The organism is Pseudomonas sp. B16(2017) (assembly GCF_002113205.1).
In the GTDB taxonomy this organism is placed as follows: domain Bacteria; phylum Pseudomonadota; class Gammaproteobacteria; order Pseudomonadales; family Pseudomonadaceae; genus Aquipseudomonas; species Aquipseudomonas pharyngis.
Window position 1 is genome coordinate 408952 of the sequence record NZ_NEKA01000003.1, and the last position, 13958, is coordinate 422909.

General features: G+C 61.0%; 10 protein-coding genes. 6 read left to right on the forward strand and 4 right to left on the reverse strand.

The features are described from left to right. Positions 1-2523 (reverse strand): CS1-pili formation C-terminal domain-containing protein, encoded by a 2523-nt coding sequence (locus tag CAG25_RS07130; RefSeq protein ID WP_085610901.1) that lies wholly within the window; start codon positions 2521-2523, stop codon positions 1-3. A gap of 81 nt (positions 2524-2604) precedes the next feature. Beyond that, complete coding sequence (locus CAG25_RS07135; protein ID WP_064599207.1) at positions 2605-3099, reverse strand: CS1 type fimbrial major subunit; 495 nt, start codon at positions 3097-3099, stop codon at positions 2605-2607. Between the two features lie 478 nt (positions 3100-3577). Between CAG25_RS07135 and CAG25_RS07140 the strand changes: the two genes are divergently transcribed. Together CAG25_RS07140 and CAG25_RS07145 are read left to right on the forward strand one after the other, a co-directional pair. Then, a complete protein-coding gene (locus CAG25_RS07140) occupies positions 3578-4153 on the forward strand; it encodes a PadR family transcriptional regulator (RefSeq protein WP_039765773.1) in 576 nt (191 codons plus the stop codon). Then, positions 4150-4935, forward strand: a complete 786-nt coding sequence (locus tag CAG25_RS07145) for a siderophore-interacting protein (protein ID WP_064599209.1) — start codon at positions 4150-4152, stop codon at positions 4933-4935. Before CAG25_RS07140 ends, CAG25_RS07145 begins: the two co-directional genes overlap by 4 nt. Positions 4936-4953: 18 nt before the next feature. On the opposite strand, the gene CAG25_RS07150 is transcribed toward CAG25_RS07145, so the two are convergent. Both CAG25_RS07150 and CAG25_RS07155 read right to left on the reverse strand, forming a co-directional pair. Beyond that, positions 4954-5592, reverse strand: a complete 639-nt coding sequence (locus tag CAG25_RS07150; protein WP_085610902.1) for a Pr6Pr family membrane protein — start codon at positions 5590-5592, stop codon at positions 4954-4956. Between the two features lies 1 nt (position 5593). Further along, a complete protein-coding gene (locus tag CAG25_RS07155; protein WP_007956650.1) occupies positions 5594-5824 on the reverse strand; it encodes a VF530 family DNA-binding protein in 231 nt (76 codons plus the stop codon). Between the two features lie 300 nt (positions 5825-6124). On the opposite strand from CAG25_RS07155, the gene CAG25_RS07160 reads away from it, so the two are divergent. The 4 genes from CAG25_RS07160 (at position 6125) to lon (ending at position 13904) form a co-directional block, all read left to right on the forward strand. Further along, positions 6125-7486: a carbohydrate porin gene (locus tag CAG25_RS07160; RefSeq protein ID WP_085610903.1), complete on the forward strand. Its 1362-nt coding sequence runs from the start codon at positions 6125-6127 to the stop codon at positions 7484-7486. Between the two features lie 135 nt (positions 7487-7621). Further along, entirely contained in the window at positions 7622-10033 is a 2412-nt protein-coding gene (locus CAG25_RS07165; protein ID WP_039765764.1) for a glucose/quinate/shikimate family membrane-bound PQQ-dependent dehydrogenase, read from the forward strand. Positions 10034-10409: 376 nt separating this feature from the next. Then, on the forward strand, positions 10410-10778 hold the full coding sequence (locus CAG25_RS07170; RefSeq protein ID WP_085610904.1) for a DUF6124 family protein: 369 nt from the start codon (positions 10410-10412) through the stop codon (positions 10776-10778). Positions 10779-11480: 702 nt separating this feature from the next. Beyond that, positions 11481-13904 (forward strand): endopeptidase La, encoded by a 2424-nt coding sequence (gene lon / locus CAG25_RS07175; protein ID WP_085610905.1) that lies wholly within the window; start codon positions 11481-11483, stop codon positions 13902-13904. The last annotated feature ends 54 nt before the right edge of the window (positions 13905-13958 follow it).

A 13958-nucleotide genomic window follows, 5' to 3' on the forward strand; every position in this document is an offset into this window, starting at 1 on the left:
TCAACCCGCCTTTTGCTCGGTAGAAGTGACATCGGCCAGGGTGTCCGGGGTGCACCGCAGATCACCGATCATCAACACGTTATTTTCACTGCGATGGCTGTTCGCATCGAGGCGGAACTGACACAGCAACTGGTTGCCCTGACGCACTTCCAGGGTTGGCGCTCCGGCGTTCATTTCCATCGAGAAGAAGCCATCGACTTCCGTCACCCCCCGGCTGGCGTGGTTGATCACGTGATGACCCTTGAGCGGCCGGCCCTGGGCATCGACCAACCGACCCAGCACAGTCAGGGTTCTCATCACCCGGACCTTGCGGTACTCCACCCCGCCCTTGTTCATGTGGTAACGGGTCCGCGCCGGCTCAATGGTCGCGGCCGGAGCGTGATTACCCTGGAAGTCAAAGCTCACCGAACTGTTCTGGTACGCGGTGATCGGGATGAAATTGCGCCCCGGTTTCAACGCCGCGCTGCCGCCGCTGTAATCGTCGGCGCGCAGGGCGATACCATCGATGTCCGACTCGACGTCGACGATCATCCCCGCGCCGCGGGTTTCGCTCTGACTGGTCAGAATCATCTGGTCGGCGCCCATGACCAGCGTGCTGTCGAGGTTCAGGCCACCGGTAAAGTTGCCGTTGTAGGAGGAGCGCTGCACGAATCCGTCGCCATAAACGACATCCGTGTGGAAACTCGCCAGGCTCGACAGGCCCACGCCATAGGTGTCGCTCAGCGCGGTGACCGACACGTTCTGCAGCACGTGATCCTTGAAGTCCTTGCGCCAGCCCAGGGACGCATTGTTGTCACGCCCGCCTTCACGGGCGGTGCGCGAACCGATGCTGCCGGTGATCTGCTGGCCGGGCGGCCCCAGAGCCAGATTGATACTCAGATCGACCCCGCGATTACGCTCGTCACCGCTGCTGAAAGTGCCCGGTCGGTCAAACAGCGACAGACGCCAGTTGGCGTCGCTGCCGAACAGCGTCGTGCGCTGGGTCCAGCCAAGATCCACGCCGACGCCTTCGGTGTTGCCATCGCTGTGGGAAACCCGGGCGTTGAGCGAATTGCGGCTGTCGAGTCGATGGTTGAGTGCCAGCGATGAGTTGCTGGTCTGCCCGACGAACACATTGCGCTGGCGAATCCGCGTGCCATCCGGCAGGGTTTCGTAGAGATCGGTGGTGTCGAGCCAGCTGCGGTTATGGCTGACCACCAGACTGCCGGCGCCGTAGTTGTACAGCCCTTGCAGGTCGAGGCCGGTGCCATGGTCCTGGGTTTCATAGATGTTGGCGAACAGGCTGACGCTGTTGGCCAGCGTCCAGTCGATGGACGTGCCGTACTGCAAGGTGTCGCGTATCTGGCGTGCCGACAGGCCGAGAATCATGCGCGGATGCAGCAGATAGTTGATCGAAGCCCCGGCCGTGGGATCGCCGGTGACCTGGTTGTCCCAGTTGCTCAGCAGTTTGCTTTCCTCACCGGCAAACAGGTTGTAGCGCCAGCGGTCATCGAGATTGCGCCAGTTGTTCGGCTTGTAGACCAGCTCCTGAGTGGTCGAGGTGATCTGGCCGTCCTCGATCAACCGCACCTCCACGTCATAGATGCCGCCCGGCAAGGGACGCGTGTCGAGGGTCTGCAGGCCCGCGGGCACCGACTGGGTGTTGATCAACAAACCGTCACGCAGGATCTCTACCGACGCCTGACGGTTGGCCGTGACGTAAATCGGGTACACGCTGGGCTGAGGCGAATTGATCGCCAGACTGTCGGAGCTGCCATACATCACCCCGACCGTGGTGTCGGGGCTGGCACCGAAGGAACGAGGCTGGCGCATCAGGCCTTCGGAGGCCGGCGTGAAATACCCCAGACGCAGGAAACTGCCCTGCAGTTCGCGCTGGGTGTGCAGCTCATGGACGGCGTGATAAAGCTTGTCGTCCGGGCCGCCGAGGCGGGCCAGCTGCATGTTGAATGTCTGGGTCCAGTTGCCCAGGCTGCCGCTGGCCGCCAGGCCGAAGCGCCCGCCCAGATCCTGATCCTGGCCACCATTGAGGTTGAGCTGGTTACGCACGATCAGGCCGCTGCTGCCACCCTCGGGTTGCTCATGGAAACGCTTGGCCTCGGTGTCACGTTCGGCATTGGCCGTCACGATCGACACCAGCGAGCTTTCCAGGTTGTAGTGCAGCGCAAGCATCTGCTCGGGGCATCGTCCGGTACAGGCACCCAGTGCGACGCCGGGCTTGAGATAGTCGGCCCAGACGTCCCGCTCGAAGGCGCTGAAACGGCTGTCGCTGGTGTCGGTGAATTCCAGCAGCGTCAGGCGATCGTCACGGGACAGCACCACCATGGCCTCGCCCAGAGGCTGTTGGTCGAGTTCGACCCGTACCGCCAGCGGAACATCAAAAAAGTGCTCTTCAAAATCCGCCGGCAAACCTTTGGCCTGCGCCAATAAACTTCGCGGTGTCGTACCAGAGGCGGCAGGAGCCGCCATGGCTGCGGCACAAAACAGCAACGCAAGTGCAGCCGCGATGGGCGTCATCGGGAACATGAACAGTTACTCTGATTGCAAACAGACAAGAAGTCCGACTGACAGAAACTTCCGTCAGCCGGATTTTGTTACTTCCAGACGTTAGAGCGAGCCGAGTACCGGATCCACGGCATCGAACATCATGGTGACCGCGCCGGTGTAATCACCCGGGGTGAAAGTGGAGCCTTTGGCGGTGATGCTGATCGGTGCGCGATAGTTCACATTGGATTCGGTTTCACCGACCACCAGTTGCGGTGTCTGGGTGAGCACGACGTTGTTGAACTTGACCTCCAGATCGATGATGCTCGAGCCGCCCACCAGCTTCGGCACGCCTTCCAGGTAACCATGCACCGAGCCGTTGTTGTTACGAGTGTCGAAGAAGCCGTTGACCGGTTTCATGCTGCCGGTGATCGGGCTGAAGCTCATGTCCTGGTCCTTGTTGACCAGATCCGGATCGACCGGAACCACATAGAAACCATTGGTTGGAACGTGAGCGATCAGGCTGATGGAGTGACGGGCTTCGCCGGCAGCAAACGCCATGGAAGAACCCAGTGCCAGAACAGCCAGTGGAGCAGCGAGTGCGATTTTCTTGAACATCGTTCATTACCCTGTCTTTATAAGATTGAGCATTGAAAGTTCAAACAACGCCGGCCGATAGCGACGGTGTGGCTTTGAAGTTTCAACGCCGGGGCATGATCGACTGTTCGCCATTGAATGTAAGCAGGCAACTTCCCACGAACGCGTAGTTAATCACCCCTGCAACTGGAAAGAAAAAAGAACAAAATCTTCAAATATAAAACAATGACTGTAAGTTATAGACTACCGACACTTTTCTCTGAAAAACCATACAGCAACTTCAGCAAGAAGAATGGGGGGCCGAGTGCAAATTAGAACATAAGCTCAACGATTAATAGAGTGATGACTTTAACTTTTTAGTTATGGTCGTATCGATGAGGTTTCCAGACTCACTGCCACGCACCGTTCGTCGCTGGCGTCGTCTTCGGGTCAGAAAATCCTTGCTCGCACGAAAAGATATATCTTAAGTTGTATCTAAATACGACGAGAGAAGACTGAAATGAGAGACCATCATTCCCCCCACCGTGAGCATGGCGACAGCCGTGACGGCTTCGAAAAACGCCACGGCCGCGAGCGCGGCGGTCGCGGCCCACGGGTGTTTGCCCCCGGCGATCTGAAACTGCTGTTGCTGGCGCTGATCGCCGAACAGCCCTGCCATGGCTACGACCTGATCCGCCAGATCGAAACCATGTTCGACGGCGCCTACAGCCCCAGCCCCGGCGTGATCTACCCGACCCTGACCTTTCTTGAAGAAAGCGAAATGATCAGCGGCGATGCCGAGGGCGGGAAAAAACGCTACGCCGTGACCGATGCCGGTCGCCAGTCCCTGAGCGAACAGGCGGTGGCTCTGGACGGCGTGCGCATGCGCATCGACGTCAGCAAGCGCTCGCTGCGCGGCCATGATCGCCCGCCGGAAATCCACGAAGCGGTGCATAACCTGCGCCATGCCCTGCAGATGCACCACGGACGCTGGAGCCCGGAAGAAATCCTGCGGGTGCGTGACCTGCTCAATGACACCGCCAAAGCCATCGTCGACGGCCCCGCCGTTCAATCTGCCCCGGAGAAAGCCGAATGACTGAAGTACAGACCCAAGGCATCCATCGTGTGATGCACGAAATCAAACGTCGCCGCCTGGAAGTGTTGCGCGTCGTCGACCTGACTCCGCGCATGCGCCGCATCACCCTCGGCGGGCCGGAACTGGCCGGCTTCATCAGCCTCGGTACCGACGATCACGTCAAACTGCTGTTCCCGCAGAACGCCGAACAGGCCGCCGCGCTGGAAACCCTGGTGCTCGGCGCTGGCAAGAGCGACGTGCCGATGCCCGAAATGCGCGACTACACCCCGCGCCGCTACGACCTCGACAAGCTTGAGCTGGACATCGATTTCGTACTGCATGGCGACGGCCCTGCCTCGACCTGGGCGGAGCAGGCCAAGCCCGGGCAATTCCTGCACATCGGCGGCCCGCGTGGCTCGATGATCGTGCCGGACATCTTCGACAGCTACCTGCTGATCGGCGACGAAACCGCCCTGCCCGCCATCGCCCGCCGCCTCGAAGGCCTGGCGGCCAATCGCAAGGCGCTGGTGGTGATCGAAGTGGAAAACGGCAAGGAGCAGCAAACGCTGGAAAGCGCGGCGCAGGTCAACGTGATCTGGGTACTGCGCGAAGGCGGCAAGGACAACCTGCTGACCACTGTCAAACAATTGCAGGTGCCCAAGGGCAATCTGTATGCGTGGGTGGCGACCGAGACCAAGGTTTCGCGGCAGATCCGCCGGGTGCTGCTCGATGAGCACGGACTCGACGAGAAGTTCGTCAAAGCGGTCGGTTACTGGCGCGCAGAAGGCTCCGAAGAAGAGTGAATACGAGCGGCGGCGCTGCTAAAGGCGCCGCCCCTGCCAGCGGTCGATGCCAATCACCAGCAACGCAATCAGCACAAACCCCAGCAGAATCCCCCCGGCATTGATGAACACCTGTGGATAACCCAACAGCGCCACGTCGATGAACGGGTACGCGTAAGCCCCCAGCAAATGCCCGCGCAACAGCGCATAGGCGAAGTACACCAGCGGATAAATCAGCCACAGCGGCAGGTGCTTCAGACGCAAGCTGCCCTTCGGCACGCACAACCACCAATAAGCCAGGAACAGCAGCGGCATCACGTCGTGGAGCAATTCGTCAGCGATAAACTGCCAGCCCTGCGGATGCCACAGATGTCGCAGCAGAATGCTGTAAGCCAGGCCCACCACTGCAATGCTGACGGTAATCCCGCTGCTGACCCAGGGTTGCAGAAACCAGCGTCGTGCTGCGGATTCGCGATCGGTCACGGCGCAGGTCAGCACCACCGCCACCAAGGTGTTGGTGAGCACGGTGAAGTAACTGAAGAAACTCACCAGCCCGCCCAGCAGGCTGGCGCCGACACTCAGCCGGGCGAAGAAAATCAGGTACAGCTGAATCCCCAGCCCGGCCCAGCCCAGCACTGCGGCCGAAGTGATCAGGCGTCGCCGCCATACGGCGTTCATCTCAGAGCGGACGCTTGGTGCGCATCAGCTTCACGTACAGCCGCTCGACTTTCTCCCGCGCCCAAGGTGTCTTGCGCAAAAAGGTCAGGCTCGACTTGATGGTCGGATCGCTCTTGAAGCAACGGATGTCGATGCGCTCGGCCAGGCCCGACCATTCGTAGTGGGTCACCAGCGCATTGAGGATCTGTTCGAGGGTCACGCCGTGCAGCGGATCGGGGTTGTGGTCGTTCATGCCGGGCCTTTGGGCGAAGTGAAAATACAGAAGCCGCGCACCTTAGCCGAGGGCATGGGCGGGTGGAAGGCCTTGGGTTAAATGTAGGCCAACCGGAGAAGATCGCAGCCTGCGCCAACGCCCGCAATGCGCTGTATTGCCGCACTGTTACCGAATCCGAAAGGGTTCATGTCTGCAAAAGCCCTTTGTGTTTTTGTAACAGGACATTATCCTGCCGCCCTTCTGCTGAACCGCTTCACTGCCTGCGTCAAATCGTAGCGGCCAGCTTATCCCCCAAAAAGATCAAGAAAGACCCTATTCATGCCCGATTTTCCGTTCTCCCGAGACAGCGCTATCTCCACCCTGCGCCTGATCGGCGGCTGCACCGCCCTTGGCCTCGCCACCTGCACCCAGGCCGCCCCGGCCTTCGACAGTGAATCACCATGGATGCTCGGTGACTGGAACGGCACCCGCAGCGAACTCTCGGCGAAAGGCATCGACTTCAAGCTCGACTACACCGGCGAAATGGGCAGCAACCTGCACGGCGGCTACGACCACGACCGCACCGCGCGCTACAGCGACCAATGGGGCCTCGGCACCCACCTGGACCTGCAAAAGCTGCTGGGCTGGAACGACGCTGAATTTCAGCTGACCGTAACCAAACGCAGCGGCAACAACATCAGCAACGACCGCATCAACGACCCGCGCGTCGGAGGCTTCGCCTCGGCCCAGGAAGTCTGGGGCCGTGGCCAGACCACCCGCCTGACGCAGATGTGGTACCAGCAGAAATTCTTCGATCAGAAGCTCGACATCAAGGTCGGCCGCTTCGGCGAAGGCGAAGACTTCAACAGCTTCCCGTGCGACTTCCAGAACCTGGCGTTCTGCGGCTCGCAGGTCGGCAACTGGGTCGGTGGCATCTGGTACAACTGGCCGGTCAGCCAGTGGGCGCTGCGCGTCAAATACCACCTGACGCCAGAGCTGTACGCGCAAGTCGGCGCCTACGAGCAGAACCCGTCGAACCTTGATCGCGGCAACGGCTTCAAGCTCAGTGGCAGCGGCACCCAGGGCGCAATCCTGCCGATCGAACTGGTGTGGAAGCCGAAGCTCAACGGCCTGCCGGGCGAATACCGCGCCGGTTACTACTACAGCAACGCCAAGGCCACCGACGCCTATAAAGACAGCAACGGCCAGCCGGCCGCCCTGAGCGGCGAAGCCTATCGCAGCGCTTCGAGCAAACACGGCGTGTGGCTCGGCGTGCAGCAACAGATCACCAGCGTGGCCAGCGACAACGCCCGTGGTCTGAGCGTGTTCGCCAACGGCACGATGCACGACAAGAAGACCAACGCCATCGACAACTACGTCCAGGCCGGCGTGGTCTACAAAGGCCTGTTCGACGCCCGTGCAAAAGATGACATCGGTTTCGCCCTGGCCCGCGTTCACGTCAACCCGGCCTACCGCAAGAACGCCGAGGCGACCAACCAGGCCCGCGCTGTCTACGACTACGACGATCCGTCCTTCCTGCCACCACAGGACACCGAATACAGCGCCGAACTCTATTACGGCGTGCACGTCACCAACTGGCTGACCGTGCGCCCGAACCTGCAATACATCCGCCATCCGGGCGGTGTGGACAAGGTCGACGACGCGCTGATCGGCGGGATCAAGATCCAGTCGTCGTTCTAATCCAGCGCACGCGGCTCAGTCCTGCGAAAGAAATTCGATAGCAAGACAAGTTTTTATCTGAACCATGCCCGCGCCCAATCGTCATCTAAAGTGACTACAGCGCGGGACTACATAAACGTCACGGAGAATCACACTATGAGCACTGAAGGTGCTTCGAGTCGAAGCCGTCTTCTGCCGAACCTGCTCGGCATTCTGCTTCTGCTGATGGGCCTGGCCATGCTGGCCGGGGGAATCAAGCTGAGTACGCTCGGCGGCTCGCTGTATTACCTGCTGGCCGGTATCGGCATCACGCTGACCGGCATTCTGATGCTGATGCGCCGTCGCGCAGCATTGGGCCTGTACGCCATCGTGCTGTTCGCCAGCACCGTCTGGGCGCTATGGGAAGTCGGTCTGGACTGGTGGCAACTGGTGCCGCGCCTGGCACTGTGGTTTGTCCTCGGTTTCGTGATGCTGCTGCCGTGGTTCCGTCGCCCGCTGCTGCTCGCAGGCCCGGCGCCGATGGGCACCGGCGGTTTGACCGTGGCCGTGATTCTGGCCGGCGTCACCGCCCTGGCCAGCCTGTTCACCCACCCGGGCGAAATCTTTGGCGAACTGGGTCGCGACACCGCCGACACCACCAGCACCGCGCCAGCCATGCCTGATGGCGACTGGCAGGCCTATGGCCGCACCGAGTTCGGTGACCGCTACTCGCCACTCAAGCAGATCACCCCGGCCAACGTCGGCAAGCTGCAGGAAGCCTGGCGCATCCAGACCGGCGACCTGCCGACCGCCGATGACCCGGTCGAGCTGACCAACGAAAACACCCCGCTCAAAGCCAACGGCATGCTCTACGCCTGCACCGCCCACAGCAAAGTGCTGGCGCTGGACCCAGACACCGGCAAGGAACTGTGGCGCTTCGACCCGCAGATCAAAAGCCCGGTCGGCTTCAAGGGCTTCGCCCACATGACCTGCCGTGGCGTGTCGTACTACGACGAAGCCGCTTACGCCAAGTCTGAAAACGCGGCGTCCGCTGTCATCTCCGAGGCCGGCAAAGCCGTCGCCCAGGCCTGCCCGCGTCGCCTGTACCTGCCGACCGCCGATGCACGCCTGATCGCACTGAACGCCGACACCGGCAAGATCTGCGAAGGCTTCGGCACCAACGGTGTGGTTGACCTGACCCAGGGCATCGGCCCGTTCACCGCCGGTGGCTACTACTCCACCTCGCCTGCCGCGATCACCCGTGATCTGGTGATCATGGGCGGCCACGTCACCGACAACGAATCGACCAACGAGCCGTCCGGCGTGATCCGCGCGTTCGACGTGCGTGACGGTCACCTCGTCTGGAACTGGGACAGCGACAAGCCAGACGCCACCGAGCCTTTGGCGCCAGGCGAAACCTACAGCCGCAACTCGGCCAACATGTGGTCGCTGGCCAGCGTCGATGAAAAACTCGGCATGGTTTACCTGCCACTGGGCAACCAGACCCCGGACCAATGGGGCGCCGACCGCACCCCGGGCGCCGAGAAATTCAGCGCCGGCGTCGTGGCACTGGACCTGGCCACCGGTAAAGTGCGCTGGAACTACCAGTTCACCCACCATGACCTGTGGGACATGGACGTCGGCAGCCAGCCAACCCTGCTGGACATGAAAACCGCCGACGGCATCAAACCTGCGCTGATCGCTCCGACCAAACAGGGCAGCCTGTACGTCCTCGACCGTCGCGACGGCACGCCGATCATCCCGATCAAGGAAATCCCGGTGCCCCAAGGCGCCGTGAAAGGCGACCACACCGCCCCGACCCAGGCCCGTTCGGACCTGAACCTGCTGGCCCCGGAACTGACCGAAAAAGCCATGTGGGGCGCCAGCCCGTTCGACCAGATGCTGTGCCGCATCCAGTTCAAGGAACTGCGCTACGAAGGCCAATACACGCCTCCGTCGGAACAGGGCAGCCTGATCTACCCGGGTAACGTCGGTGTATTCAACTGGGGCGGCGTCTCGGTCGACCCGGTTCGCCAGATGCTGTTCACCAGCCCGAACTACATGGCCTTCGTCTCGAAAATGGTGCCTCGCGAAAAAGTCGCGGCCGGCAGCAAACGCGAGAGCGAAACCGCTGGCGTACAGCCAAACACCGGCGCGCCATACGCGGTGATCATGCACCCGTTCATGTCGCCACTGGGCGTACCGTGCCAGGCTCCGGCCTGGGGCTACGTCGCCGGTATCGACCTGACCACCGGCAAAGTCGTCTGGAAACGCAAAAACGGCACCAGCCGCGACAGCTCGCCAATCCCGATCGGCTTCACCCTGGGCGTGCCAAGCATGGGCGGCTCGATCGTCACCGCCGGCGGCGTCGGCTTCCTCAGCGGCACCCTCGACCAGTACCTGCGCGCCTACGACGTGAACACCGGCAAAGAACTGTGGAAATCGCGTCTGCCTGCCGGCGGCCAAGCGACCCCGATGACCTACACCGGCAAGGACGGCAAGCAATACGTCCTGCTCGTGGTGGGTGGTCACGGTTCGTTGGGCACCAAGATGGGTGACTATGTGATTGCGTACAAACTGCCGGAATAAGTTGTAACGGCGGTAAAAGGAAAGGCGACGCCCTGTGAGGGGTGTCGCCTTTTTTGTGGGCTGCGTTTTTTTACACAGGGTGTGTATGTCCTACAGACAGAGTGTTTGCAGGGGATGTTTCTGACATGTCGCGTCGGTTGTGGCTCGGAAATGGTGTGGATAGGCTTTGGGGGTCGCTGCAAATTCAGCGAACGGGCTTGGTCGTCCGGGTTTAGAATGGCGCACTTTTCAGCATGCTTAATGGCGAACTGTGCGTGGGAGGGCTAACGGCCCTGCCGGGTATCCATTCCCTGGTCGACCAACCTGCGTACGGTTCGCCACCCTATTGCTTGGTCGCAGTGAGCGGCGAACTCCACATCCCGAATGGAGTTCCATCATGAAAAAGCCAACACCGAATCCACCCGAAACAGACGAAACCTCGCCCTACGAATCCGCCGATTCAAAGAAACTCCACGACGCCGCCGAACGCGCGCTCGACCATCATTTCAATCCCATTCCCAAAAAATGCCCCGGTCGCCGACCGAGCAAGATGTTCCAGGTCTCCCCGGACATGGACGACGAAACCCTGCTGGCCCATGCCTGTGAGTCCCTGGCCACCGCCAGCGTCATGGCCAGTGATGTGGCAGCTTTTGTCGATACGCCGCAGCGGCATCGGATCCTGGGGATTCAGCAAGTGATCATGCTGGCGGAACTGGCGGTGAATCGGGTGCTGGACAATGTCGAGGTCAGTCGATATCCGGCATAAATGCTGATGAGGTCTCTGCGGGAGTCAGGCTTGTGGTGAGTCAGTCAGGACGCTGCCCTCACCCTAGCCCTCTCCCGGAGGGAGAGGGGACCGACCGAGTTGTCTGGGAGAGGTACGCCGACATGAGATACCGAGTCGCACTCAGGTTTTAAAGCCCCCAATCGACTCCCTCCTCTTCGCACCACCACCACCACCACCACCACCACCACCACCTTCTCCTTTCTCCCCCCTGCTCTTCACCACTCACCACGATGAGCGTTAGCTCGAGTACCGCTCTTGACGTGCCGGCCCCATCGGAAGGCTGAGTGGAGGGATTTATCCGGGGGTGGGAGCGCAGCGACCGTGCGGCGCAGCCGCATGCATCGAGAGGAGGTGCAGCGAAGCAAACCGTAGGCGATGCCCCCGGATGAATCCCGGAACGAAGGAACGCCGAGCCACAGCGAGGCGCCGAACGCAGGGGCCAAGCCTTTTGCTTACTTTTCGGCGTTTGGAAAAGTGAGCCGCTGTAAGAGCGGAACCGCCAGCGGCAACACCCGCAGAAACGGATATTCACCCCAAACACCCAGAGCATGGCCGGCTCTAAGGCCGCCAAGCCCAAAACCCTGTCAAAACCCTGAACACACAAGCAGAAACACCCACCCCCATTGAAACCACCCAAACCCTGCCCCATCTAACAGCCATACCCAATTGCGCAGGTGCCCCATGAGCGACCAGCAAGAATTCCCCGAGAACCCCGACGACATCACCGAAACCGACGCCGAACACATCGAACACCACGTCCCAGGCAAAGGCCTCGCCCTGCCCGGCCAGAACCTGCCGGACAAGGTCTACATCATCCCGATCCACAACCGCCCGTTCTTCCCGGCGCAGGTTCTGCCGGTCATCGTCAACGAAGAACCCTGGGCCGAAACCCTCGAACTGGTCAGCAAATCCGAACACCACTCCCTGGCCCTGTTCTTCATGGACACGCCCCAGGAAGACCCGCGCCACTTCGACACCAAGGCGTTGCCGCAATACGGCACCCTGGTCAAGGTGCACCACGCCAGCCGCGAAAACGGCAAACTGCAATTTGTCGCCCAGGGCCTGAGCCGCGTACGCATCAAGACCTGGCTCAAGCACCATCGCCCGCCGTATCTAGTGGAAGTCGAATACCCGCACCAGCCCACCGAGCCGACCGACGAGGTCAAGGCCTACGGCATGGCGCTGATCAACGCGATCAAGGAACTGCTGCCGCTCAACCCGCTGTACAGCGAAGAGCTGAAGAACTACCTCAACCGCTTCAGCCCCAACGATCCGTCGCCGCTGACCGACTTCGCCGCCGCCCTCACTTCGGCGACAGGTAATGAGCTGCAGGAAGTGCTGGACTGCGTGCCGATGCTCAAGCGCATGGAAAAAGTCCTGCCGATGCTGCGCAAGGAAGTCGAAGTCGCGCGCCTGCAAAAAGAAATCTCCGCCGAAGTGAACCGCAAGATCGGCGAGCATCAGCGCGAGTTCTTCCTCAAGGAACAGCTCAAGGTCATCCAGCAGGAACTCGGCCTGACCAAGGACGACCGCAGCGCCGACCTCGAACAGTTCGAGCAGCGCCTGGAAGGCAAGGTCCTGCCGACGCAGGTGCAGAAACGCCTCGAAGAAGAGATGAACAAGCTGTCGATCCTCGAAACCGGATCGCCGGAATACGCGGTCACCCGCAACTACCTCGACTGGGCGACCTCGGTGCCGTGGGGCGTGTACGGCGAGGACAAGCTCGACCTCAAGCACGCGCGCAAGGTGCTGGACAAGCACCACGCAGGGCTCGAGGACATCAAGGACCGGATCCTCGAATTCCTCGCGGTCGGTGCCTATAAAGGCGAGATCAGCGGCTCCATCGTGCTGCTGGTCGGCCCGCCGGGCGTGGGTAAAACCAGCGTCGGCAAGTCCATCGCCGAATCCCTCGGCCGGCCGTTCTACCGCTTCAGCCTCGGCGGCATGCGCGACGAAGCCGAAATCAAGGGCCACCGCCGCACTTACATCGGCGCGCAGCCGGGCAAACTCGTGCAGGCGCTGAAAGACGTCGAAGTGATGAACCCGGTGATCATGCTCGACGAGATCGACAAGATGGGCCAGAGCTATCAGGGCGACCCGGCCTCGGCGCTGCTGGAAACGCTTGATCCGGAACAGAACGTCGAATTCCTCGACCACTATCTGGACCTGCGGATGGACCTGTCGAAAGTCCTGTTTGTCTGCACCGCCAACACCCTGGACTCGATTCCCGGCCCGTTGCTGGACCGGATGGAAGTGATTCGCCTATCGGGCTACATCACCGAAGAAAAAGTCGCCATCGCCAAGCGTCACCTGTGGCCGAAACTGCTGGAAAAGGCCGGCGTGTCCAAGGGCAGCCTGAGCATCAGCGACACGGCGCTCAAGGCCTTGATCGACGGTTACGCCCGTGAGGCCGGCGTGCGCCAGCTGGAAAAACAGATGGGCAAACTGGTGCGCAAAGCGGTGATGAAGCTGATCGAGGATCCGAAAGCGGTGATCAAGATCGGCCCGAAAGACCTCGAAGCGTCCCTCGGCCATCCGGTGTTCCGCAACGAGCAGGTGCTGTCCGGCACTGGTGTGATTACCGGTTTGGCCTGGACCAGCATGGGCGGCGCGACCTTGCCGATCGAGGCCACGCGGATTCACACGCTCAATCGTGGTTTCAAACTCACCGGGCAACTGGGCGATGTGATGAAGGAGTCGGCGGAGATCGCCTACAGCTACGTCAGTTCGCACCTCAAATCCTTCGGTGGCGATCCGAAATTCTTCGACGAAGCTTTCGTTCACTTGCACGTCCCTGAAGGTGCGACACCGAAAGACGGCCCGAGCGCCGGCGTGACCATGGCCAGTGCCCTGCTCTCCCTCGCCCGTAACCAGCCGCCGAAAAAAGGTGTGGCGATGACCGGCGAGCTGACGCTGACCGGGCATGTGCTGCCGATTGGCGGGGTGCGCGAGAAGGTGATTGCGGCGCGGCGGCAGAAGATTTTCGAACTGATTCTGCCGGAGCCGAATCGTGGCAACTTCGAAGAGCTGCCGGATTACTTGAAGGAAGGGATCACCGTGCATTTCGCCAAGAAGTTTGCGGATGTGGCGAAGGTCTTGTTTTAACCCGATGTAACCAAGGCATTGCCTCTATTGGAATGCCTTGGTCTAAATAACCAA

Excerpts from the sequence above, each read along its gene's own strand:
- CAG25_RS07150 (WP_085610902.1), bottom strand. The coding sequence starts at position 5,592 with ATGAACGCCGTATGGCGGCGACGCCTGATCACTTCGGCCGCAGTGCTG.
- CAG25_RS07160 (WP_085610903.1), top strand. The coding sequence starts at position 6,125 with ATGCCCGATTTTCCGTTCTCCCGAGACAGCGCTATCTCCACCCTGCGC.
- CAG25_RS07145 (WP_064599209.1), top strand. The coding sequence starts at position 4,150 with ATGACTGAAGTACAGACCCAAGGCATCCATCGTGTGATGCACGAAATC.
- CAG25_RS07135 (WP_064599207.1), bottom strand. The coding sequence starts at position 3,099 with ATGTTCAAGAAAATCGCACTCGCTGCTCCACTGGCTGTTCTGGCACTG.
- CAG25_RS07165 (WP_039765764.1), top strand. The coding sequence starts at position 7,622 with ATGAGCACTGAAGGTGCTTCGAGTCGAAGCCGTCTTCTGCCGAACCTG.
- CAG25_RS07170 (WP_085610904.1), top strand. The coding sequence starts at position 10,410 with ATGAAAAAGCCAACACCGAATCCACCCGAAACAGACGAAACCTCGCCC.
- CAG25_RS07130 (WP_085610901.1), bottom strand. The coding sequence starts at position 2,523 with ATGTTCCCGATGACGCCCATCGCGGCTGCACTTGCGTTGCTGTTTTGT.
- lon (WP_085610905.1), top strand. The coding sequence starts at position 11,481 with ATGAGCGACCAGCAAGAATTCCCCGAGAACCCCGACGACATCACCGAA.
- CAG25_RS07140 (WP_039765773.1), top strand. The coding sequence starts at position 3,578 with ATGAGAGACCATCATTCCCCCCACCGTGAGCATGGCGACAGCCGTGAC.
- CAG25_RS07155 (WP_007956650.1), bottom strand. The coding sequence starts at position 5,824 with ATGAACGACCACAACCCCGATCCGCTGCACGGCGTGACCCTCGAACAG.